Origin of the sequence: Bradyrhizobium australafricanum (assembly GCF_020329495.1) — a bacterium.
Lineage (GTDB): Bacteria > Pseudomonadota > Alphaproteobacteria > Rhizobiales > Xanthobacteraceae > Bradyrhizobium > Bradyrhizobium australafricanum.
Window position 1 is genome coordinate 1 of the sequence record NZ_JAGKJL010000082.1, and the last position, 22791, is coordinate 22791.

Genomic DNA, 22791 nt, shown 5'->3' on the forward strand with positions numbered 1-22791 from the left:
TCTCGGGTCAGGTCCGCCGCGTCACAGCTTCCATCCGTCGCGAGATGAAGCGTCGCGCGGCTGTCGAGCCCGTCATCGGCCACGTCAAGGCCGAGCACCGCATGGACAGAAATTATCTCAAGGGACGCCTCGGCGACCGCATCAACGCTGTTCTCGCCGCTGCCGGCTATAACTTCGGCCTGCTGCTGCGATGGCTCGCAGAGCTCTTGCGTGTCATCATCCGAGCCTTCTTCGAGACCGTCCCGGCTCGAAACACCGCTTGAGCCGGGCGCTGCCGCCAGTTCTTCACGAACGACGAGCTATTTGAGATCCTCAGTCTCGGCTCGGGTCTTTAAAGTCGGCTGAACAGGGAATTGCAATGGACCCGCAACAAGTCATCATTCACGTCCGCTTCGGTCCGAACGGGAGGGTGATCCAAATCAGCGAGCGTCCGGCGAAGCTCACGCCGGACCAGTGGTTTGATATGCTCAACACCCGTGTCGGCTCGAATTATCGACCGCTCGCTTGTGGCCGCGGCGCTTTCCGGCTGGCCCGGACTACGGTCGAAGTTTTCAAGCAGGAAACTGCGAGGCCCGGATGAGCAAAGGGATGATTGGCAATCCGATGAGTGACCAGATCGCGGTGTTCGCCGTCTGTCCCGCCGATGCCATCGAGCGAAGTGGCGCCAGGGGCTTCAGCTTGTCGCGAGTCGACGACAGCGGCGAGAGCCGCCCGTTTCCAATTATTGTGGTTCGCACGTTCGGCGACGACTATTTAGGGTACGTCAATCGCTGTCCGCATGACAGCTTATGGCTCAACATCGGCTCCGGCGAGTTTTTCTCCTCTGACCGCTCCTTTCTCAGATGCGGCAGGCACGGTGCCAGATTTGAGATCGACACTGGGCTATGCATCGATGGTCCCTGCAATGGACAAGCGCTTGAACCGGTCGCGCTCGTCATCATCGACGGTGACGTCTGCCTGTGCGGCGTCAAGTTACTGGAGGATGATCGGTTGTACGACTCGTTTGAGGACAGCGACGAAACCATGGATATTACGATCCATCCTGATTAACAGGCGTATCACTTGGCCGCTAATCAAGTCGCTTTAACACGCATCGCCGAATAGAGCCATCGGACTCACGAGTACTGGCCCGGACCCGCGTCAATACGTGTGAACTGAGAGTGAAAGCTGGCGGGTCTTGCCGGAGTCCGAACAGCAACCGCGATCTTGGCGGCACCAACGAGGTTTCTGGCGCTAGCTCACCAAACGGAGCGAGCAAGGCCATTAGTTGCCGGTGGATAGAATTCTCGAGCAGGAAATGCCCTCGGCGGCTACAAGCTCGCCGAGGGCACCGTCTGGGCTGTATGAAATGGGGAGGCCCAGGCTGACAGGACCGTTTGGTCTGGAGGAATGACGATCCTGTGTCCCGATTTTCCTATGTTCCGATTTTTTGGCCGACCGCTGAAGCGGGCGTAGCAATTGCAATGCCAAGCCTCCGTTCATGCGATGGCCTAGCGGTCGCCGCCATCTCGTCAGCCGACGGCGTCGGCCAAGGTCGATGCATTAACGGGGACATGGGCGCGCTGCGTACGAACTGCGAATGGCTGAAGCGGAAGAGTGTCGAACGCGATGCAACATTTGTCATGCACGAAACAGAGGCGGGCGACATTGTCGCGAGCTCGGCATAATTGTTGGTCGTCTCAGAGCGGAGAATGAGATTGTTGGAGAAACAAGCGCTGCGCATCTGGTGCGGAACTTGCTTTGGGGGAGTTGGATGGTCGCGTAAGTGATGAGGGAAAAGAAGATCACGACGCTGAAGTTGATCATGGCGGGTTGTTTCATATGGCAAGCATCTGTCGCTGATCGGTCAGCGATGATCATCAATATGTCGCCCGCTCATTTCGCCTGCCTTCGCAAGTACGAGTGTAAATTGGTTATGGCCGATACGGCGTTCGAATGAAGAGAAGACGTTTTGGGCGGATGCGCCCGGATCTTGTCTCTTCTCAGATAAAGCCGTTGATTGCAGGATAGACGCATGAACGCAGAAACCGAATTCGAGCTTCCTCAACTTTATCGGCATCACGTCTTTGCCTGCCACACGCAGCGTCCGCCCGATCATCCGCACGGCAGCTGCGGCGCTTCTGGGGCGCAGGCCCTCTGGGATCGGATGGGTAAGGCAATCGAAGCCCAAGGCCTCACCGATGTCGGTTTCACCGTGGCGGGCTGCCTTGGCTTTTGTAACTCCGGTCCTTTGATGGTCGTCTATCCAGACGGGGTCTGGTATCGCGCCACCACGCCTGAAGACGTTGATGAAATCGTAGACTCCCATCTCAAGCAGGGCAAACGTGTCGACCGCCTCGTGATGTTGCTGAGGCGAAGCTAAAGGCTCCGCTTTAGCGCCGCTTGCCCGGGCGTCGTCTATATGCGCAGCTTATATGCCAGCCAGCTGGCATGTCGGCATGTCTCACGATGATCGGGCGCCCTAACGCTTCCAGTGCGTACGCAGCGGCGGACTACTGAACCGTCGTTATGGCCCTGGATCTGGATCATCCGGTGAGAGGGAAGCCTCGACCGGAGTCCTGCTCATGATCGGGGCCGATGAGCCCTGAACTCAAGTCTGTTGCAGGCGCGATCGTTCTCACACGGGGGCGTTCGGGCTTGAATTCTCGGTTCCGATAAGCAGGGTGACCGCTTCTACTTCCGCCGAAAAGGAAACACGATTAGGATTTTATTGACCGCTATTGGCTCGATCTGTTTATGCTCCGTCATTTACCGCCACGTCCCAAAGCTCACAGCGAGAGTAAGCTGCGAATGGCTCCCGGCCTTCGGCGAGACGACGTGTAGTTTTACACATCATCCCGCTCGCCTTTGTACTGCACTACAGCGGGGAGACGCGCCAGACGAGGCGGCGCGTCCGAGAACTCACTGAAGCGAGTTCTTAGCGTCAGAACTTGTAAGTGATGCCGCCGCTGACGAGCCATGGGTCGATATTGGCGCGGCCGGCGACAGCAATTGCATTGTTTACGGTCGCCGAATAATTCGGTCGCAACCACAACTTCTTCACGTCGAAGTTGAGGCCCCAATGACGGTCAAGCATATAGTCGAAACCGAATTGGATCGCGGCGCCAAACTGGTTGCTGATGTGCAAATCCGTCACTGCAGGGCCAGTGAGTGACGTATTGGCTGCGGATTGGTTGAAGAATACGGTGTAGTTGATGCCCGCGCCGATGTAGGGCTTGAACGGGCCGAAATCGGTGAAGTGATATTGCAGAGTCAGGGTTGGCGGCAACAGCCAAGCTTTGCCGACATCTAGACCAGTTAGCGTGCCTGTGCCGCTGATGTGATGACGGGTCACGCCGAGAATGAGTTCGGCGGCAACGTTGTTTGTGAAGAAATAGGTGATGTCGAGCTCCGGTACCACTTGGTCGCTGATCGATAGTCCGGAAGCGGGCGAGGACAGCGCCGGCGCCCCGGCAACATTGACGGAGCTTCCGGCGGTATCCGGCAAAACGCCGAGCACGCGCAGGCGGATCATCCACGGATTGAAGGGCTCAATCTGGGGCGCTTTGTAGTAGATCGGGGCCTGCGCCAGGTCCGCGGCCTTTACCGGGATGCTGGCCAGCGGGGTCGCGAGCGCAAGCAGCGATGCCGTTGTCAGAATTGTCGTTGTCCTCATCGAATTCTCCATTCCAAAGTTCGCGCGAAGAGTCGCGCGAGACTTCTGTCACACATGGCAGACGGCGAAGGATTTGATGCTGATCAAATGGCGGCGGACGTAGCGCAATTCTGCAGCCACGTTGCATAAGGATCACGGCCGCGAGCTTCGCGTTCTCTGTCTGGATCGTTATTCAGTTCAATGTTCTGTCTGAGCCGAATCTATTCAATAAACCGCGTCTCGGCGTAAAGCGCCGGTCAAATTCAGACTGAAGCCATCATGTGCGACAAGCGCGATCGAGCTACGGCGGTTTCACACAAGCGGGCCATGGAAAGGTCGTACTCAAGCCGAGCAGCCTGGGCGCTGCGGGTTACGAAGAGCCACGCACGCCGGCATTCTCAGCGAAGTGCCGTCAGCCATTCTGAAAATGGACGGGAGTGGGAGGATCGTTGTTCGGATTGGTTGGCGGCAATAGTAGTATGATCGATCGTTTCCTCACAACGATGGACAGTGCGTGCCCTGTTGTTCGTGGGAGCACCCCTCAAGATCATCTTGCGTATCCCGACCAAGAAGCGACAGCACGAGTTCATGATCGAAGCCGGCGCATCTTGCACCGTCGGCGTTGATCAGCGGTCGTCTGATCAGGAGCGGATCTGCCAGCATCGCCGCGAGCGCACTTGCGGCGTCGATTGTGTCAGGATTAATGTCCCCCGACTTGATACGAGGCGCGGCTCGGTTGAACCAGGATGCGATCGGCATACTGCCGAAGAAGCGTCGCAAGTCCTCCGCAGCCCATGGCTCCTTCAATATATCCTTGGCTATCAGGTCGTGGCCAGCGGCCTTCAGCGCCAGCATCTGACGCGCATTGGTGACGCAGCCGGGCTTCTGATAAAAAAGGATTGTCGCCATGGTGTACCTCATGTGGCTGCGCCGAGCTGAACGGTCGGCGGCAGTTCCGCTACGTCCGAAAGCGCATTGTGACACCGTTGCGCACCATCGCCCGTCAGTGGCGCAAGCACCGTACCGTGCGTGCGCTGGCCTTAGTGCGATAGACGGCCGTGATCTCGCGGGGTGGCTCGCAAACGAGCAAGATCCGCACCAGCTAGAAATTGAGCCGCCAACTTAGCAACGAGCATCGGCCTTTTATGTCTCATAGCGAATCTCGAAACAGGACCCAGTTAGCTTCGATCCGCAGGCGGCCGCGTGCTTCTTGCTGCCGTAAGGTCATGCGTCGATCTGATCAGCTGGATCGCGAGTTCTGCCGCACAATTGATTTCGTCATCCTCGACCCACGAACACCCTCGCCAGGCCACTTAGAGGTTCCGACTTCGACCTGCATTTCACTCTTCGCAAATTGCCGACCACCGGCTTGCAAAAACGGGAGCAAGTCCCGTTCCATTTAAGGGCGTTTGATCAGGTCATGCCAAGCTGCGGCTTTTCGGTTGATGGGTGTTGCCGTTGTTCGTTTTCTGACAGGCGCGAAGATCCTGTCCGGTCCAAAACGCTTTGGGGCTACTCAACGGACCGTTGGTTTTTTCGAACTTAATCAGAAGCTTAATGAGCGTGGATAGCGTTGGCATGGCGGTTGCTATTCACCGGCAGCAACACTGAGTGAGGGGCTGGGTGCACGCCGACGCGTAAGACGAGCGATGCGCTCCTTCCCTTGAACCCGTGTGCCCCGTTTCTGAAAGAGAAACAAGCTCGCGTGTAGGAAGCACGCAACTTTTGGCAAATCGGTTGATGGAGAACTAAATGTCTTCACTGAGACAAATCGCGTTCTACGGAAAGGGCGGCATCGGCAAGTCGACCACTTCCCAGAACACGTTGGCGGCACTGGCCGAGATGGGCCAGAAAATCCTGATTGTGGGATGCGATCCTAAGGCGGATTCGACCCGCCTGATCCTGCATGCCAAGGCGCAGGACACGATCTTGAGCCTTGCAGCGAGCGCCGGCAGCGTGGAGGATCTCGAACTCGAGGATGTGATGAAGGTCGGCTACAAGGACATCCGCTGCGTGGAATCCGGTGGTCCTGAGCCGGGTGTCGGCTGCGCCGGCCGCGGTGTCATCACCTCGATCAATTTCCTGGAGGAGAACGGCGCCTACGAGAACATTGACTATGTCTCCTACGATGTGCTCGGCGACGTCGTTTGCGGGGGCTTCGCGATGCCAATCCGCGAGAACAAGGCGCAGGAAATCTATATCGTCATGTCGGGTGAAATGATGGCGATGTATGCCGCAAACAACATCTCCAAGGGCATCCTGAAATACGCCAACTCGGGTGGCGTGCGGCTGGGTGGCCTGGTCTGTAATGAGCGGCAGACCGATAAGGAGCTGGAGCTGGCGGAGGCGCTGGCGAAGAAGTTAGGCACTCAGCTGATCTACTTCGTGCCGCGCGACAATGTGGTGCAGCATGCCGAGCTGCGGCGCATGACGGTGCTCGAGTATGCGCCCGAGTCGCAGCAGGCCGATCACTATCGCAATCTTGCAACCAAAATTCACAACAATGGCGGCAAGGGCATCATTCCCACCCCGATCTCCATGGACGAGCTCGAGGACATGCTGATGGAGCATGGCATAATGAAGGCCGTCGACGAATCCATCATCGGCAAGACCGCCGCCGAACTCGCGGCCTCATAAGGGTCGCGGGTCGCGGCCTGTTGAAGGGCGCGCGACGGATGCCGGTCTCCCTCACCCCCCATCCGGGGAGACCGGCACTCTAACAGCACCCGACCAGCCAGAACGGGCGGGGCAAAAGTGACTGCTTAGCCCAAAAACATCATGCCCGAAACGCACCTCCTTACGTTTATGGTTGCTTGCGCCGTCGATGCGAGCAGCGATGTGCAGCGAGGAATTGAAACCTACCGAGCGCTTATTGGCGTGCCTCCTGAAGATGCCGACATTGTCACCGACAGCAATTTCGATTGCCATGTCCTGGCGTCGATCCTGGCGGCCGCCTCGATGGATGGTGGTGCGCTTCCCGAGAAGGCCGGCCTGTCCGGCCACGAACTGGCGGCCCTGCTGGGGCTCTATTTTCCGTCGGTTGAGGTCAAGATCTCGGAGCAGCTCCTGGCGTCTAAGTGCGATGAAAATGACGAAATCTCGATGGTGCGCGATCTCTTACTCAAGCAACGCTCGACGGAAGGGCATATCGGCGGCTGGCTGGCCGCGATGATCGCCCGCCGCTCCATAGAGCCAGATCACCTGTGGGAAGATCTCGGGTTGCGCAATCGTGGCGAACTCTCGCGGCTACTAAGCCGCCACTTCGCGCCCCTCGCCGCGCGCAATATCAACAATATGCGCTGGAAGCGCTTCTTCTACCGCTCGCTATGCGAGGATGAAGGCCTCGTCATGTGCACAACGCCCGTGTGCACACAATGTAACGACTTCAATCTCTGCTTCGGCGAAGAAAGCGGCGAGAGTCGGATGGCCGAGCGCCGGCGCGACCTTCTGTTGCAGGCAGCTCGCCCGGAAGTCAGTGGCGACTGGCCTATTTGAGTTGCCACAAGGTTCCTCGATCTCCCGGTCATCTGATAACGCATCGCGGGCTTTGGCGAACTTCGCAGGAGCTGAAGGGCGAGGCTAACGCCATTCGATGCGGACGCGACTATGAGGTCCAAGGCGATGCCGAGCCAGAGGGGATTCGCAACGTTTTCTGCATCCCATAGTGCAATCGCGTCAACATTCGAGCTCGGCGAGGCAAGAGGCAAGGTGAGGCGTCCGCTTCGTGAACCTGTCGCGTTTGCGACAATCCAATTGCGAAGGTCAGCCGAGGAGAAGAGCGTATCATTTTCAACGGGTTGTCAAGGATGGCGGGCTGGCATGCGGGTTGCTGAAGCGCTCTAGTCGAAAACAATGAGGAGCCCTTTCGTGATGGCCGCCACCACCACAGCCAAACCGCCTTGGTCCGAGCAGGCGGGCGTCAGGCCGACCGTGCTCAACGACACGACATTACGCGACGGCGAGCAGGCGCCTGGTGTTGCGTTCACCACAGAGGAAAAGCTGGCGATCGCGCAGGCTTTGGCGCGGGCCGGCGTGACGGAGATCGAGGCGGGAACGCCCGCGATGGGCAACGAGGAGATCGCCGCCATCCGCGCAATCGTCGAAGCGGAGCTTCCGCTGACCACCATAGGCTGGTGCCGGATGCGGCAAGCGGACATCGATGCCGCGATCGAAGCGAAGGTGTCCATGGTCAATATGTCGATCCCGAGTTCCGATGTGCAGATCGCGGCCAAACTTGGCGGTTGTCGCGACCTGGCGCTGGAGCAAGTGAAGCGAGTAGTAGGTTACGCCCGCGAGCAGGGACTTGAGGTCGCCGTCGGCGGCGAGGACTCCTCCCGCGCCGACATCGATTTTCTCATCAGACTGGTAGCAGCCGCAAAAGAGGCGGGAGCGCGGAGATTTCGTATTGCCGATACGCTCAGTGTGCTCGACCCGGATACAACCTTCGCGCTGGTTGGAAATTTGCGTGCGACCACGGATCTCGAACTCGAGTTTCATGGTCACGATGATCTTGGTCTCGCAACCGCCAATACGCTCTCCGCCATCAAGGCCGGCGCGAGCCACGCCTCGGTAACCGTTATCGGCCTCGGCGAGCGGGCCGGAAATGCACCGCTCGAGGAGGTCGCGGTCGCACTCAAGCAGCTCTATAGCCGCGAGACTGGCATCATACTGTCGGAGCTCGAGAACGTCGCTGCGGTGGTTGCAGCCGCAGCCGCACGTGCGATTCCTCTGAACAAGGCCATCGTCGGAGAGCATGTGTTTACGCATGAATCGGGCATTCATGTGGATGGCCTTTTGAAGGATCAACGCACCTACCAGTCGCTTGACCCGGTTCTGCTTGGGCGCCGCAACCGTTTTGTGATCGGCAAGCATTCCGGGCTGTCGGCGATCACCGCGTTGCTCAAAGAATTACAGCTCGTCGCCAGCACCGATCAGGCCAGACAGATCCTGTCGCAAGCACGCAAACATGCCGTCGAGCACAAGCTGCCGGTCGAGCGCGAAACCTTGGTGGCGATCTGGCGTGATGTGTGCGGATGCTTGGCGACCCACCCGGCGTGACCAGCCCCGCCCAGCAACGTCTGGGATACGCTCAAAACCAAGCGCGCGAGGAACACTGGCCTGCCTCCGCATGGTTGCACGAGGGGGCATGCACTACGATGACCAGCCTCTGCCGCCTTTTGGCCGACCGTCCACCCGCTGATTCAAAGGGGATTTTTCGATGAGTAACTCGCACCCAACAGCCGGTATCCTGGATCGGCTCAGCAAGGCTTCGTCGGCGGAAGAGTTTTTTTCAGTGCTGGGCGTCGATTACGACCCTACGATCGTCGATGTCGCGCGCCTTCACATCCTAAAGCGCATGGGACAATATTTTGCCAATGAGCAATTCGCAGGTGTCGCAGAGCCGGACATCAGAGCTCGTTGCAAAGCGATGCTGGAGCAGGCCTATGCCGACTTCGTGGCATCGTCGCCAATCGAGCAGCGGGTGTTCAAGGTTTTGAAGGATGCCGTCGCAGACCGTGGCAAGCCGACGGCCTTTGTCCCATTGAGCGAGCTGAAATGATCTTACGCTGACGGCTCCTCGTGCAGGCTTCGTCTCCTTCCATCAACTCTCTCCGCCAGGACTCGCGCGACGCTGTCGTATTCCCGACCCTTGTCCGAACGGATCGTCTCCTGGGGATTAGCAGCCGTTCCAAGTGCCTCATAAGCCATTGAGTTCGCCCGATTTACTTGGTTCTTGCAACTGGTACGACACTTGCTGTTGTCGTGTCGATCCAGTCATCGATGCAATAAATGGTAGCCGTCCGAAATGAGATCTGAAGGAAGACCTTTCACATTACGTCTACTGCCTACCGAGTTGTACGGCAACATTTCGTGGCTCACGCTCGCGCAGTGCCAAGCGAGCTGGCTTTTGATGCGATTAAAGCCACTATCGAGCCCGCGAGGGCGGCCAACGGGTAAGCCGCCCGTCCACGCTTCAATTGGGAAGCGTATGCACATCTTCGTCAGCATCAGGCGGGTGCGCGCTTGTGCGCAGATCTACATCTACCCGAGGGCCGATAGCAACATGCGCCAGAAAGAGGGGACGACGGTGGCCCACGCGAGTCACCAGCGCTGGCGGCCGAGCACTCATCGCATGATAGCGCGGGGGCAAGATCACCCGGGTCGTTACTGCCGATGTGGAGCGCTAGACCGAAAGCGAGGTGCAGCTCTTGCGAAGCAAGTGGACCCGCGTACTCAAGCATGGACAGGGTCAACCAGGGTGATCGCAGCGGCCTGGCCGCCTCGCTGGCGCTTGTCGAACGGGGCCCACAGGAAGCCTGTCTCCTGGCCCTCTCGGAATCTGGTCCGTTCCGTGCGTTCGCCCCGAGCGACGCCTCTCGTTGCGCGGTCGGGCCGCACCGAGCAGGCGGAACCACCGTGCAGCCGGCCATCTGCTGAGCAAAACTGATCTTCAGCCAACCGAACTGGAAACCAATCCTGTGGCGCGGGCGCGCGCACTATTGAGGGGAACTTAAAACATGAGCAATGTCAGCAAAACGGCTGCGCCGGCGGCGGCCGGCCGCGCGGCGGCCAAAAAGGAACTGCCGGAGCACTTTAAGGCCTACAAGCATGTCTGGGTTTTCGTCGAGCAGGAGCGTGGCCAGGTGCATCCGGTCTCCTGGGAACTCATGGGGGCGGGGCGCAGACTTGCCGACAGGCTGAAGGTGAACCTCGCCGCGGTCGTTACTGGTCCGGAGGGGCAGCCGACGCGTAACGCCGCACTTGAATCCTTTTGCTATGGCGCCGATCTGGCCTATCTCGTGAGCGATAATGTTTTGTCGGATTACCGAAATGAATCCTATACCAAAGCGCTAACTGAACTCGTCAACACCTACAAGCCTGAAATCCTGCTGTTGGGCGCAACGACACTCGGTCGCGATCTCGCAGGTTCGGTGGCGACCACCTTGTCGACGGGGCTCACCGCCGACTGCACCGCGCTCGATGTCGACGCAGATGGGTCGCTTGCAGCGACGCGTCCGACCTTTGGCGGCTCGTTGCTGTGCACGATTTATACCTTGAACTACCGTCCGCAGATGGCAACCGTCCGGCCGCGCGTCATGCCGATGCCGGAGCGTGTCGTCCGCGACGCCGCTCGTATCATCATCCATCCGCTCGGTCTTGTCGAAGACGATATCGTCACGAAAGTGCTGACGTTCATTCCCGATCGCGATTCCGAAACATCAAATCTGGCTTATGCCGATGTCGTCGTCGCCGGCGGCTTGGGACTGGGATCGCCCGAGAACTTTCGGTTGGTGCGAGAGCTAGCAACTCTTCTTGGCGCCGAGTACGGTTGCTCGCGTCCTCTGGTGCAAAAAGGATGGGTGACGTCTGACCGGCAGATCGGCCAGACCGGCAAGACCATCCGGCCAAAGCTCTACATTGCCGCCGGCATTTCCGGCGCAATTCAGCACAGGGTCGGCGTGGAGGGGGCGGACCTGATCGTCGCGATCAATACCGACAAGGACGCACCGATCTTCGATTTCGCTCATGTCGCGATCGTCAGTGATGCCATGCAGTTGCTCCCGTCGCTGACGGCCGCATTTCGCGCCAGGCTCTTGCCGAATTCGCGCGCCCGGCTCGCGGTCTAGAGGAGATGATGTGATGATTGAAGAGAAGTTCGATGCGATCGTAGTCGGAGCCGGTATGGCCGGCAACGCAGCGGCGTTGACCATGGCCAAGCACGGCATGAAGGTGCTGCAGCTCGAGCGCGGCGAATATTCCGGATCGAAGAATGTGCAGGGCGCAATCCTCTATGCCGACATGATGGAAAAGCTGATACCCGAGTTTCGCGAGGAGGCGCCGCTCGAACGCCATCTGGTCGAACAGCGGTTCTGGATGATGGACGATCGCTCCCATGTCGGCGTGCACTACCGCTCGGATGACTTCAACGAGGAGCGGCCGAACCGATACACGATCATACGCGCGCAGTTTGACAAATGGTTCTCCTCGAAGGTGCGGGAGGCCGGCGCGACCGTGCTGTGCGAGACGACAGTCACGGAGCTCGTACGGGACGACCATGAGAGGATCGTCGGAGTTCGTACGGATCGCCGCGACGGCGAAATACACGCCGACGTCGTCGTGCTGGCCGAGGGGGTCAATGGTCTCCTCGGCACTCGCGCGGGCCTGCGCCCGCGGCCGACACCCGATAATGTCGCGCTCGCTGTGAAGGAAATGCACTTTTTGCCTCGCGAGACGATCGAGGCGCGTTTCAATCTTAAGGGCGACGAAGGCGTCGTGATCGAGGCTGCCGGTACCATTTCCCGCGGCATGACCGGAATGGGTTTCATCTATGCCAACAAGGAGTGCATCTCGCTCGGCATCGGCTGCCTCGTCGCCGATTTCCAGCGCACCGGCCAGACACCCTACGGCATGCTCGATCATTTCAAGCAGCATCCCTCCGTGGCGCCGCTGATCGCAGGTTCCGAAGTCAAGGAATATGCGGCGCATCTCATTCCTGAAGGCGGGTACAAAGCAATCCCGCAGCTCTACGGTGAGGGTTGGGTGGTGGTGGGGGATGCGGCACAGCTCAACAATGCCATTCATCGCGAAGGCTCCAATCTTGCGATGACCTCAGGCCGTATCGCGGCCGAAGCGATCGCCCAGGTCAAATCGCGCCGCGAGCCGATGACCGCAAAAAATCTGTTGCTCTACAAGAAGATGCTGGACGAGTCCTTCGTCATTAAGGACCTCAAGAAGTACAAAGACATGCCGACGCTGATGCACACCCATTCGCAAAACTTCTTTCTTACCTATCCGCAGCTTATCTCCAAGGCGCTTCAGAACTTTGTACGCGTCGACGGTACGCCGAAGGTTGAGAAGGAGAAGGTGACCCTGAAATCCTTCGTCAAGGCGCGGTCATGGACAGGTCTGTTCGGGGATGCGTGCCGTTTTGCCAGGGCCTGGCGCTGACCGGCAACAGTGTAAAATCGAACCATGGAAGGTCAAAGAATGAATGTCGAGCCCTCAGTGCGCGTCGAAGACAAGCTGTACTACAACCGCTATCTTGTCGATGTCGGTCGCCCTCACGTCACCGTGCGCGCGCACACCACACCGTCGCCGCAGCTACTTGCGCTTTTGAAAGCCTGCCCTGCGCGATGCTACGAACTCAACGACAACGGCCAAGTCGAGATAACCGTCGACGGCTGCATCGAGTGCGGCACCTGCCGCGTCATCGCTGAACCCACCGGCGACATCAAATGGAGCCATCCGCGCGGCGGGTACGGCGTGCTGTTCAAGTTTGGCTGAGAGTACAGCGAAAGGCCGCGGTGAGATCGCCATTACAAGGAGGATCTCACCGCCTTTGTGGCGCGTTCTGGCTCGTCTGCACTTAAGGTGAGGCAACCGAGGAAACGCCCGCAATGCCCAGACTGAGGATATCATGCTCGCTTGGATGCCGAGGATTGGTCGTGCCGCAATAGAGTGGCGCCATAAGCGGTGTCGATCCGACGGCGCAAAGGAATCAGCCCGTCGGCTTGGACTGGGGGCGCCCGGCGGCCTCGATCGCAACCGCCACTGATTGCACAATCGCAGCAAAGCGCACGGCAGCCTGGATCACTCCGGAACTGACGCCCTCAGTCCGCAGTGTCTTCTCGTGAGCGTCGATACAGGCCCCGCAGCCATTTATGGCCGAGACCGCGAGCGACCACAGCTCGAAATCCGATTTATCCACGCCAGGATTGCCGATCACGTTCATGCGCAATCGTGGCGGCATGGTCTTGTATTCCGGGTTGGACGCGAGGTGAACGAATCGGTAGTAGACATTGTTCATCGCCATCACAGAGGCTGCGGATTTCGCTGCGGCGATCGCCGCGGGCGTCATCACGGCAGCTGCAGCCGCTTCGATCGCGGCGATCAGGGCTGCATTGCGAGTGGCAATCGCGCTCGCCAGCAGCAGGCCGTATTGTCGCTGCGGCGACAGCGTATCATCGGCCAGCAAGGACGCCAGGTTAAGCCTGACGTCCTTGGCGAAATCGGGAATCGTCTCATTCAACTGCTCAATCGGCGACATGCTGCCTCACGCAACCTTCAGAGTTTCGCCGCCGACTTCGCGGTTGCAGGGACAGAGTTCGTCGGTCTGCAGCGCGTCCAGAACGCGGAGCGTGTCCTTGGGGCTACGCCCGACGTTGAGATTTGTTGCATAGACGTGTTGGATTATGTTGCCGGGGTCGACGATAAAGGTGTAGCGATAGGCAACGCCCTCAGGCGAACGTACGCCGAGGCCATCGACTAAGGTTCCTTTTGTGTCGGCAAACTGCCAAATCGGCAAGTTGTGCAGGTCTGCATGCGAGCGCCGCCAGGCGAGCTTGCAGAACTCATTGTCAGTCGAGCCGCCCAGTACCACAGCATCGCGATCGGCGAATTCCTTGGATAGGCGGCCGAACTCGGCGATCTCGGTCGGACAGACGAACGTAAAATCCTTGGGGTAGAAAAAGATGATCTTCCATTTTTCTGGGAAGCTCGTTTCGGTCAGCGTCTCGAACGCGCTGTGTCCTTCTTCTTCCTGCGCCTGAAAGCCGGGCTTCACGCCTGTGATTTCGAACGGCGGCAACTGACTTCCAATTCCGAGCATGCTGACCTCACAAGTGTGCTTTGCGTAAGTTGTGTCGTCATTGCTGAAGCAAGCTATATGCCATCCGTTCTCAAGATCGGATTGTCGCGACTAAGATCACCAGCGGCTTGGGTCTGACGGCCCTCACATCCACCTCCAAATCATGCCGTCTGGATGCGATGCTCGATCGTTTGAAACGTCGTGAACGGGTGCGTACGTGACAAGTGGGCTGCCGCAGTCCAAGTTAGCAACCGAATTTCTCGACCAGCGATTGAACCGCTGGTCGAAAACGGCTACTTGCCGACCGAAAATGGATTCACGACGTCCTCGCAGAGCAGCTTACGTGTGAAACGGCTGCTGATGCTAAGGCTGTTTTTGTGGGCGGCGAAGGAGCCCCAGCGGCGATTCCGGAATCGACGCCGGCGATAGTCTCGCAGCCGTCATCAGGCTGTCCGGTATCATCGTCCCCAAATAGCTCCAGCTAGGGCTGAAGGCGCGGCGTCGCCCCGGGCGCGTGGAGACAACGCGCCACCATTCTTCTACAGCTTGACGATCGCAAAGTAGCAGCGTGCCAACATCACCGGTAAAAGCTCTCCAGTCGGCAAGACATTTTCTTGGAACAGCTGTCAGGAGCGGCGTACCCCGAGTGATCGCATCAACAAATTCAGCGCGCAGGCCGCGGCCAACCGCTTCCTGTTTGGCGAATTTGCTGATCACGAGGAGATCGACTTTGTCGCGAAGCGCCTGGGAAACGACAACTGCGGCCTCGGCCAATCCGCTTGTATCGAGTTTACAGGACGCCGCCCCGCTGCCGAGTAGCTGGGAAATCGAGATCTCTCGCCCTGTGGCAACGTCGATTGCTTCCTGAAGTGTCGCTGGACGATGCCGCCGACGCGTACGTCATGCCGCGCGAGATCCTGGACGAAATCGGCAAGGAGTTCGTCGGCGTCATCGTCTGGCTGGTAGAGAACCGCCGCCACATCTGTCGGATCGATATCATCAAGGTTGTCGATCATGGCCGTGATCCTATTTCTGTTCGTTTCGCGTGTTAGCGCTTTTCTGCGGAATATCTCCTACTAGTGTCACAGGCGTTATGAGCAGCCGCTCGGGGGGTGAGACCGGCAAGGCTCGCGCGACCTCGGCGAATACGTCCATTCCGTTACTGAGCCCCAGCTCATCAAACGCGCGGCGAGTGATGCGCGCCAAAAGGGGAACGCCGGCACGGCCGGTTTCGAGCACCAGAACCAACGTGATCTCAGCTTCATCAAGCGGTACGAAGGCTTTGATGCGTGCCGGAAAGACATTCAGGAAGGAGCTTGCGCGCGGAGCGTCGCGCGCGATGCTGACATCGGTGGCCGCAACGCGTAGCCGTAGCCGGGCGCCGGGTCGGAGCGGCGGCCCAGGTATCAGCAGACGCGCTCCTCTGAGGCGAACGATGATCAGGCCATAGCGCCCGTCATAGCCGCCGACTACGGTATCAACGCAAACCGCCGCTTCGTCGCGCGCGGCAAGTGCTCGGTCACTCTGAACGACGTGCAGCGGCCCCGCCGCAGTCACATTGCCATGCTTCATTATGACTAGATAATCGGCAAAGCGCTCGATGTCCGCCATGTCATGGCAAATATAGATCATCGGCAACGTCAGTTCCTCACGCATACGCTCGAGAAATGGCAGAATAGCGCACTTGGCGGCACGGTCGAGCACAATGAGTGGGTCGTCCAGCAATAGTAGCCGCGGTTGGGCTAGTAGCGCGCTGCCTAGGGCAAGTCGCTGTCGCTCGGCGCCAGAAAGATGTGACGGGGATCGATCAAGCAGTGGCGCCAAGTCGAGCAATTTAACTACACCGTCAAAGTCGATCAGTGTCGCTCTCGATTTCGATGCGTTGTATAGAAGGGTGCGCTTGACAGACAAATGGGAAAAAAGAATCGGTCGCTGAAATACATATGCGACGGGACGAAGATGAGGCGGCCGAAACGTCGTCTCGTCCTGCCAAATTTCACCATCGACGCCGCAGAATCCACTCGGCAGACGCTGGATGCCGGCAATGCAGCGCGCGACTGTGGTCTTGCCGCACCCTGGAGGACCGAAGACGGCCGTGACACCTTTGGCCGGGGCGCTGAATTGCGCATCCAGCGGGATCCCTGCGATAGCGCCGTTGAAGGCGACTTCAATATAGCCCGGTTTTGCTTCTCTCACGTGCCCGCGCCTATGCTGCATCTTTCCATCAAATCACGACGAGAATGATCGCAAGGGCGATGATCACCATGCCGCCGACAATCCAGTCTGTTTCGCTCCAGCGCGGCGTGTCCGCCCCGAGGAGGCCAAAAGGTGCCGCGGCAGCATTGCAGATCGACGGTGTTACGCCGGCCGGCATCTTGAGCATCTCCTCTCATCGAGGATCGTGGCAATCGAACGCTGCCGGAAGCGCTTACCGATCACACATGCGAGGCGGGCGTCCAGTATCGCGGAATCCTCGGCCAGCTTGGTCCGACTCAGTGTGTCCGCCGGCTAGACGGGCGCGGCTTGCGTCGTTTGGCTGTAGACACGTCGACTATCCCCAGAGCTTGATACCGCCTCATGGCCGGCGATCCGCCCGAACGGCGCCGCAGCGCTGGTGGCCGATGTGAAGTGTGCACCGACGCCCGCATTCATGGCTTCTGCGACTTCAGGTGCAAGCAGCATCAAAGCCAGGTCGAATAGAATCAATCGGAAAAGCCTCATTGGCACTCGGAAGATGGTCCGCACGGCCGCTTTTCTCGCGGCGGCTCCTTGCTCCTCACCTAGCAATCTGCGTGCCGGTTAACAGCATGGTGCGCGGGGAGACCTCGTGCATGGTGAAGCTCGCATTCGCCCCGACCCCGCGTATGAATCGCCCCATGGTGTCGTCGAGTTGCAGACATCCGCGTCGCGAACCGGCCGTCCAGGTGGGACGGGATAAAGCTGAAGATGATACTGTCGGCTCTTGCTGCGATGGGTTGGAGAGGCCGCGACCGTGACATTCACCGCTCATGCGGAGGTCGGCATTACGATTTATCGTCCGGCTGTTTTGCGCCGACGAAGGGGGGGGCGTTCATTGGCTTCATTTGGCCACTTAGCCAGAAGTTTAGTGACCTCTTGGACGGTCATTTCAAGGATGCGCCCCTATCGTGAACTCATGAGCATCACGATCTAGCCCTCGTCCACAGCCTTTGCGATTGTCCTTGCAGTTCTGAGGGCGATATCTCAATGCGAATTCACAATTGATCCCTGATCTCATCACCAGCACGTAGGGCAGTTTCGTCTGCAATCAATCGCTTGCGCCAACTGCCTGGACCGCTCTCGCGTTCTGACACGGGCGAGCAAGGAGAGGCCATGACGATCGCCCCACTGCGCATCAGCGCCGTATCGAGATTGCAACATCGCAGTCTTGGACGAAGCGGACCCGACAGCGCCGGCTAGGATCACCTGCACTGATGTCGGCACAAGCTTGATCGTCGGCAGCTCGTCAATTGCCCCGGACCGCCGAGACGGCCAACGAAGCGTCAACGCAGACGAGGTCATTCATCTGATCGGCGGTACCTACCGCCTGGCGTCGATAGCCGTTGACATTGAGGCGCGATCTGGCGAGGCAGAGCCGTCGGGTATCTGATGGCTACGCCGGCGTTTGTGGCGAAGGAAGAGGCGGGCGTCGCGTTGTTAGCTTCTCACGGCGCATTCACCTTGAACACGCGGTGCCAGCTCGCGGACTGGCCCGCCAGCAGTGCGGCGCCGCCCTTAGAGGTTATCAGGAAGATTCTCACGGCTGACCCAGCCAGGCGCCATTTGTGCTTCGGGCTGTTCCAACGGCGAGTCAAGCTTGTCGGGACCGGGAGCGATGGCCGACCATCTAGTCTACGATCTCGCCACATGCCGGAAAAGCTCTCAGCGCATTCATTTCGTCGGCGGACTGCGGCCAGCGTGTCGAGAGAAATCTAAGAGTAGCGTTTTACGGTTTGTATCCACCGCGCATCAGGTAGGTATCGTCGGCGGATTCACCTAAGCATCGACCGCTAGATCGACTCGGTCCCGCGCTACCCGGAGTTCCAGAGTTACTTGTTGGAGTGGTTCGTCAAGGGGCGCGACAAATAGTTACCTTTGCAATGACATTCCCCGGCGTCTTCGGCCGCAGATGATCACGCGCAGCGTGCGTGTTGTGCTCGGCCTCAGATGCATGCCTTGTTTCAACACCACCGATCTCGTTGCGCTGACGGCATCGTGGTCAAGAAAGCCGCAGGGCCTGCGAGTTAGTTTGTTGGCATGGTTCCTGCTCACCACAAGCGGCGTGGAAGTGAGGCATGTCGACGAATTGTTCGTCAGAGTACCGTACGGCTCTGCCCCGAGGCGGAGTGCAAAGTTTCGTGTCGTTTAACGTGCAAGAAGGTCAGCCACGTGGAGAATTGCATACCGCGAAGCAGTCTCAGATCGGTGTCGGCATGCAAGACAGGAGTGTTGATCATCATGTGCAAAGTTGGTGCCCTAATCCTTGCACTGTTGGCTCAGCAGGAATGCAAAGCCGCGCACGGCCTGGTAGACGAAGTCGTGAATGCGTCGGTTGGGCGGTCCGATTACGAGCGGGCGCTCACGATCGAGAACCGATATGGCCGGCTTACCGTCAATGTTCCCGACGTGCCGTTCTGGCTCGGGGAGGGCGAGGCGTTCGTCTATCGGCGGACGACCCAAGGCAAGCACCAGTTCATGCTGGTTGATGCGGACAGAGGCTCAAAGCAGCCGGCTTTTGATCAAGCCGGTCTCGCGGCGGCGCTGAACAGGGCGAGCCACAAGAACTATAAGCCCGAGGATCTTCCGTTCGACCATTTCAAGCTGACCGATAAGGGCGGCAAGATTACCTTCAACATCGAGCATACGCATTGGAGCTGCGATCTTGTAAGTTATGCCTGCACAGGCAATGCCATGCATCCGGGCAGCTATCAGCAGAGCCCCTACGACGACACGCCGCCGGCAGAGAACGATCCGGACCAGACAAGCGCATCACCTGACGGAAAATGGCTAGCCTACATTAGAAACTACAATATCTTCCTGCGCAGCCAGGACGGCTTGCAGGACATCCCGTTGACCTGGGACGGGGCTGAGAGTGACTATTATGCTCTTTCGACGCTAAGATGGTCTCCAGCTTCAACTCACCTAGCCGTCTACCGAGTCCGTCCAGGCCACCAACGGGAGGTCCATTACCTCGAATCATCGCCGGCGGACCAGCGTCAGCCCAGACATTTGACCATGGTGTATCCAAAACCGGGTGATACCCTAGCGCTGCTCCAGCCTGTGCTGTTTGAAGTCAGCAGCCGACGCGCGATTGCAATCGATGATGCCGCGTTCCAAAATCCTTACGGTCTTTCGGCGATCCAGTGGTGGGAGGATGAGCGGGGATTCACCTTCGAATACAATCAGCGTGGGCATCAGCTCTATCGTCTGGTGGAGGTCGATGCCGCCACGGGCCAAGCGCGATCGCTGATTGATGAGGCCAGCAAGACCTTTGTCGACTACCAGCCATTGGTGATGAACCGGGTGAACACTGGAAAAACGTTCCGCTACGACGTCGATGATGGGAACGAGATCATCTGGGCCTCGGAGCGCGACGGTTACGAGCACCTCTATTTGTTCAACGGCCGGACAGGCGAACTCAAGAACCAGATCACTAAAGGAGAATGGGTGGTCCGTGCGGTGTATTGTGTCGATCCGATAAAGCGTCAGATCTGGTTTGGCGCCAGCGGAATGAATCCTGGGGAGGATCCCTATTTCGTCCATGCTTATCGCATTGACTTTGATGGGAAAGGACTCACGACGCTGACGCCTGAGCCAGCTAATCACCACATCGAGTTCTCACCTAGCGGTCGCTACTATGTCGACCTGTGGTCACGCATCGGCGTTGCGCCCCGTATGGTGCTGTACCGCGCCAGTGATAATGCCGAACTGATGCAGGTTGAGAGCGCCGATATTTCCGAGCTCATTGCCGCTGGCTGGCAGCCACCGCTCAGCTTCCACGCCAAAGGGCGCGACGGCGAGACGGACATCTGGGGCGTCATTCACTTGCCGATCAATTTCGATCAGCGCAAGCGATATCCCGTGGTGGAGCACATCTACGCGGGCCCCACCGGTTCCTTCGTTCCAAAGTCCTTCTCAGCTTCAATCGAGCCGCTCACACAACTCGGATTTATCGTTGTTCAGATCGACGGAATGGGTACCAACCACCGCTCGCGTGCGTTCCACGACATTGCATGGAAAAATCTGAAGGACGCTGGCCTTCCCGACCGGGTCCTATGGCACAAGGCGGCGAGCGCGAAGTATTCCTGGTATGATATATCCAACGTCGGTATTTTTGGCGCGTCCGCCGGTGGGCAGAACGCGGTGAGCGCGTTACTTTTCCATCCTGATTTCTATAAGGTCGCGGTCGCGAACAGTGGCTGCTACGACAATCGGCTAGACAAGATCTGGTGGAACGAACAGTGGATGGGGTGGCCGGTCGGCATGGAATATTCGCAATCCTCCGCCGTCGACAATGCCGACAAACTACAAGGTAAGCTGCTGCTCATAGTCGGCGAAATGGACCGCAACGTGGATCCGTCCGCCACGTTCCAGCTTGCCGATCGGCTCATCAAAGCGGGAAAATACTTCGATATGCTTTATGTGCCAGGCGCAGACCACGGAGCACCGGGCAGTTATACACAGCTCAAGCTCCTGGAGTTCTTCGTCCGTAACATTCTCGAGCAAATAACGCCAGACTGGAACGCGGAACCAATTGAGCTACCGAAGAGCAAATCAGGCCATGATGGCTGACTTCCCATCGACATCGACGCCCCGGGCCGTGGCGCTCCACGAGTGCGTTCTCGAAACTGTGGTATGCCGTCGCCATTTCCCACGAGGTGTCCCGAATTCGCCAAATGCCGGCGTGCGTAATCCATGCTGATCGGCGCACGCACCTGCCGACGCTACGATCAAGGTGGGTTTCCGGCGGCCTCATCAATTTTACCCCTGATCAGAACGCGAACGCCGCGCGAGCCGCGATCGGCATTGCGGAAGCCCTGCGACGTCGCGCCCGGTGCTTTTGCTCCAAATGACAGGCGAGAGGCGGAGGCGCTCAGGCAAGCGTGTGCTAAAAACCGAGAGAGTATCCGCAAAAAAGCAGAGCCGGATCCTTGATTGTGAGTTCCAGATTGAGATGATGTATTTTGACTTCGCTGCAGGAAGCACGAGTGCCCGCGCCATTCTCTTTTGGCAGTTGACGAACGGCTGGCTCAGGTAGGTGACAACCCTATTTGTCGATTGACGGCTTTGGCGTTGTGTCGGTACGCGTGGGCAATATCGGATAATCGATCTTAGGCAGCTGCCCGGTGAGTGAATTTAGAAACGAGACGATGTCGTCTTGTTCTGTATCGTCGAGCTTCGCGCCGAGCTGTATCTCACTCATCACGCCAACAGCTTGCTTGAGGCTCCAAACTTGGCCCGAATGGAAGTAGGGCGGACGCAATGCGACATTGCGCAACGGCGCGGAACGGAAGACATACTCGTCGCTGGGCACCTTGGTGACGGCGAAACGACCCTTGTCGTCCCTCGGCAGCAGGTTTGCGGTTGGCCGTTCCATCACACCGAACGGGAAGTAATTCTGGCCGCCTATGTTGATACCATTGTGGCAGGATGAGCATCCTTTTTCCATGAATAGCTTTAATCCTGCTTTCTGCTGATCACTGAGAGCATACGCATCGCCCTCGAGGTATTGATCGAACGGGGAGGCGGGTGTGATCAAGGTTGCCTCGAAAGCCTCGATAGCCTTGGCAAAATTGTCGAACGTGATGGGCGTCGCATCGGTCGGGAAAGCCTTGCTGAACATGACGATATAGTCAGTCATCGAATTCAATGTGTTGAGAACGCGAGTGGGCGTCGCATTCATTTCAGCACTGGCCTGGACGGGACCTGCGGCCTGCGCCTTGAGGTCAGCCGCGCGCCCGTCCCAGAACTGCGCCACATTGAAGACTGCGTTATACACTGTTGGCGCGCGACGTGAACCTAGCTGCCAGTGATGACCAATCGACCGCGGGCCGGCATCTGCTCCACCGGTTCCAAGGTTGTGACACGTATTGCAGCTAATGACCCCGCTCGCCGATAGCCTCGGATCGAAGAACAGGGTTTTGCCAAGTATGACTTTTTCGTGGGTGATAGGGTTGTCCTTGACCGCAGGAATGATTGATGGAATCGGCTTGAAAATCTGCCTCGCCGCACTCATCAAATCATCATCGGTTCCTGCCCTTGACGACGTCAGAATCCCAGCCGCTAGAACGCATAACCTCCCGACGATACAAAGCTCTCGTGCGGCTGATTTCCTCATCTAAGCCTCGCTGCGTCATTTGTGAAAGTCGCGAACAGAGTACGGCGTCCCGGTTGCCAGTTGTCATGGAATGAGTCTCAGCAGCCAAAGACGAATGGCATCTTTTCGGGCTGCTCACCCAGGTCTCATCAGCTGTCGCAGGTCGCTGTTCGTAGCAACCGTCGTGCCAGTGGAGTTAATGGTGTGGGTCGTTGATTTGTCTTGAACGATTAC

Annotated in this window: 19 protein-coding genes and 1 pseudogene; 12 read left to right on the top strand and 8 right to left on the bottom strand. The window is 58.4% G+C overall.

What is annotated here, in order from left to right:
* From J6525_RS40785 to J6525_RS40800, 4 genes are all read left to right on the top strand, one after another.
* On the top strand, positions 1–263 hold a 263-nt coding region (locus tag J6525_RS40785; protein ID WP_512699755.1), incomplete at its 5' end, for a transposase.
* Positions 264–358: 95 nt separating this feature from the next.
* Complete coding sequence (locus J6525_RS40790) at positions 359–580, top strand: hypothetical protein (protein WP_225648910.1); 222 nt, start codon at positions 359–361, stop codon at positions 578–580.
* Positions 577–1050 carry a Rieske (2Fe-2S) protein gene (locus J6525_RS40795; RefSeq protein WP_225648911.1) on the top strand — a complete coding sequence of 158 codons (474 nt, stop codon included), beginning with the start codon at positions 577–579 and terminating at the stop codon, positions 1048–1050. The genes J6525_RS40790 and J6525_RS40795 overlap by 4 nt, the downstream gene beginning before the upstream one ends.
* A gap of 964 nt (positions 1051–2014) precedes the next feature.
* The gene (locus tag J6525_RS40800) at positions 2015–2362 is read left to right on the top strand and encodes a (2Fe-2S) ferredoxin domain-containing protein (RefSeq protein ID WP_225648912.1); all 348 of its coding nucleotides are present in this window, start codon (positions 2015–2017) and stop codon (positions 2360–2362) included.
* 561 nt (positions 2363–2923) lie between these two features.
* Here J6525_RS40800 and J6525_RS40805 read toward each other — a convergent pair.
* Both J6525_RS40805 and J6525_RS40810 read right to left on the bottom strand, forming a co-directional pair.
* Positions 2924–3667, bottom strand: coding sequence for an OmpW/AlkL family protein (locus J6525_RS40805; RefSeq protein ID WP_376708633.1), 744 nt, complete (start codon positions 3665–3667; stop codon positions 2924–2926).
* Between the two features lie 462 nt (positions 3668–4129).
* The gene (locus J6525_RS40810; RefSeq protein ID WP_225648914.1) at positions 4130–4543 is read right to left on the bottom strand and encodes an ArsC/Spx/MgsR family protein; all 414 of its coding nucleotides are present in this window, start codon (positions 4541–4543) and stop codon (positions 4130–4132) included.
* A gap of 843 nt (positions 4544–5386) precedes the next feature.
* Between J6525_RS40810 and nifH the strand changes: the two genes are divergently transcribed.
* The 7 genes from nifH to J6525_RS40845 all read left to right on the top strand — a co-directional run bounded on the left by nifH (position 5387) and on the right by J6525_RS40845 (position 12919).
* The gene (nifH, locus tag J6525_RS40815) at positions 5387–6271 is read left to right on the top strand and encodes a nitrogenase iron protein (RefSeq protein WP_057018216.1); all 885 of its coding nucleotides are present in this window, start codon (positions 5387–5389) and stop codon (positions 6269–6271) included.
* A gap of 141 nt (positions 6272–6412) precedes the next feature.
* Positions 6413–7129: a nitrogen fixation protein NifQ gene (locus tag J6525_RS40820; protein WP_312010052.1), complete on the top strand. Its 717-nt coding sequence runs from the start codon at positions 6413–6415 to the stop codon at positions 7127–7129.
* A gap of 375 nt (positions 7130–7504) precedes the next feature.
* Complete coding sequence (nifV, locus tag J6525_RS40825; protein WP_057018218.1) at positions 7505–8692, top strand: homocitrate synthase; 1188 nt, start codon at positions 7505–7507, stop codon at positions 8690–8692.
* A gap of 160 nt (positions 8693–8852) precedes the next feature.
* Positions 8853–9194, top strand: coding sequence for a nitrogenase stabilizing/protective protein NifW (nifW, locus tag J6525_RS40830; protein ID WP_225648915.1), 342 nt, complete (start codon positions 8853–8855; stop codon positions 9192–9194).
* Positions 9195–10152: 958 nt separating this feature from the next.
* Positions 10153–11262, top strand: coding sequence for an electron transfer flavoprotein subunit alpha/FixB family protein (locus J6525_RS40835; RefSeq protein WP_225648916.1), 1110 nt, complete (start codon positions 10153–10155; stop codon positions 11260–11262).
* Positions 11263–11275: 13 nt separating this feature from the next.
* Positions 11276–12583 carry an FAD-dependent oxidoreductase gene (locus tag J6525_RS40840; RefSeq protein WP_057018221.1) on the top strand — a complete coding sequence of 436 codons (1308 nt, stop codon included), beginning with the start codon at positions 11276–11278 and terminating at the stop codon, positions 12581–12583.
* A gap of 39 nt (positions 12584–12622) precedes the next feature.
* Positions 12623–12919: a ferredoxin family protein gene (locus J6525_RS40845; protein WP_141341122.1), complete on the top strand. Its 297-nt coding sequence runs from the start codon at positions 12623–12625 to the stop codon at positions 12917–12919.
* 214 nt (positions 12920–13133) lie between these two features.
* Here J6525_RS40845 and ahpD read toward each other — a convergent pair whose 3' ends face one another.
* The 5 genes and pseudogenes from ahpD to J6525_RS40870 all read right to left on the bottom strand — a co-directional run bounded on the left by ahpD (position 13134) and on the right by J6525_RS40870 (position 16605).
* Complete coding sequence (gene ahpD, locus J6525_RS40850; RefSeq protein WP_225648917.1) at positions 13134–13682, bottom strand: alkylhydroperoxidase, AhpD family; 549 nt, start codon at positions 13680–13682, stop codon at positions 13134–13136.
* A gap of 6 nt (positions 13683–13688) precedes the next feature.
* Entirely contained in the window at positions 13689–14243 is a 555-nt protein-coding gene (locus J6525_RS40855) for a peroxiredoxin (RefSeq protein WP_057018224.1), read from the bottom strand.
* A gap of 342 nt (positions 14244–14585) precedes the next feature.
* Positions 14586–15238 (bottom strand): annotated as a pseudogene (locus J6525_RS40860) (DUF2478 domain-containing protein).
* A gap of 10 nt (positions 15239–15248) precedes the next feature.
* Positions 15249–16418, bottom strand: a complete 1170-nt coding sequence (gene modC, locus J6525_RS40865) for a molybdenum ABC transporter ATP-binding protein (protein ID WP_376708634.1) — start codon at positions 16416–16418, stop codon at positions 15249–15251.
* Positions 16419–16446: 28 nt separating this feature from the next.
* On the bottom strand, positions 16447–16605 hold the full coding sequence (locus J6525_RS40870) for a hypothetical protein (protein ID WP_225648919.1): 159 nt from the start codon (positions 16603–16605) through the stop codon (positions 16447–16449).
* 2093 nt (positions 16606–18698) lie between these two features.
* Between J6525_RS40870 and J6525_RS40875 the strand changes: the two genes are divergently transcribed.
* Positions 18699–21032 carry a S9 family peptidase gene (locus tag J6525_RS40875; RefSeq protein ID WP_225648920.1) on the top strand — a complete coding sequence of 778 codons (2334 nt, stop codon included), beginning with the start codon at positions 18699–18701 and terminating at the stop codon, positions 21030–21032.
* Positions 21033–21507: 475 nt separating this feature from the next.
* Here J6525_RS40875 and J6525_RS40880 read toward each other — a convergent pair whose 3' ends face one another.
* Positions 21508–22578, bottom strand: coding sequence for a cytochrome-c peroxidase (locus J6525_RS40880; protein ID WP_283848682.1), 1071 nt, complete (start codon positions 22576–22578; stop codon positions 21508–21510).
* Positions 22579–22791 lie beyond the last annotated feature (213 nt).

Coding starts and splice junctions, on each gene's coding strand:
- J6525_RS40790 (WP_225648910.1), top strand. CDS start 359: ATGGACCCGCAACAAGTCATCATTCACGTCCGCTTCGGTCCGAACGGG.
- J6525_RS40795 (WP_225648911.1), top strand. CDS start 577: ATGAGCAAAGGGATGATTGGCAATCCGATGAGTGACCAGATCGCGGTG.
- J6525_RS40800 (WP_225648912.1), top strand. CDS start 2,015: ATGAACGCAGAAACCGAATTCGAGCTTCCTCAACTTTATCGGCATCAC.
- J6525_RS40805 (WP_376708633.1), bottom strand. CDS start 3,667: ATGGAGAATTCGATGAGGACAACGACAATTCTGACAACGGCATCGCTG.
- J6525_RS40810 (WP_225648914.1), bottom strand. CDS start 4,543: ATGGCGACAATCCTTTTTTATCAGAAGCCCGGCTGCGTCACCAATGCG.
- nifH (WP_057018216.1), top strand. CDS start 5,387: ATGTCTTCACTGAGACAAATCGCGTTCTACGGAAAGGGCGGCATCGGC.
- J6525_RS40820 (WP_312010052.1), top strand. CDS start 6,413: ATGCCCGAAACGCACCTCCTTACGTTTATGGTTGCTTGCGCCGTCGAT.
- nifV (WP_057018218.1), top strand. CDS start 7,505: ATGGCCGCCACCACCACAGCCAAACCGCCTTGGTCCGAGCAGGCGGGC.
- nifW (WP_225648915.1), top strand. CDS start 8,853: ATGAGTAACTCGCACCCAACAGCCGGTATCCTGGATCGGCTCAGCAAG.
- J6525_RS40835 (WP_225648916.1), top strand. CDS start 10,153: ATGAGCAATGTCAGCAAAACGGCTGCGCCGGCGGCGGCCGGCCGCGCG.
- J6525_RS40840 (WP_057018221.1), top strand. CDS start 11,276: ATGATTGAAGAGAAGTTCGATGCGATCGTAGTCGGAGCCGGTATGGCC.
- J6525_RS40845 (WP_141341122.1), top strand. CDS start 12,623: ATGAATGTCGAGCCCTCAGTGCGCGTCGAAGACAAGCTGTACTACAAC.
- ahpD (WP_225648917.1), bottom strand. CDS start 13,682: ATGTCGCCGATTGAGCAGTTGAATGAGACGATTCCCGATTTCGCCAAG.
- J6525_RS40855 (WP_057018224.1), bottom strand. CDS start 14,243: ATGCTCGGAATTGGAAGTCAGTTGCCGCCGTTCGAAATCACAGGCGTG.
- J6525_RS40870 (WP_225648919.1), bottom strand. CDS start 16,605: ATGCTCAAGATGCCGGCCGGCGTAACACCGTCGATCTGCAATGCTGCC.
- J6525_RS40875 (WP_225648920.1), top strand. CDS start 18,699: ATGTGCAAAGTTGGTGCCCTAATCCTTGCACTGTTGGCTCAGCAGGAA.
- J6525_RS40880 (WP_283848682.1), bottom strand. CDS start 22,578: ATGAGGAAATCAGCCGCACGAGAGCTTTGTATCGTCGGGAGGTTATGC.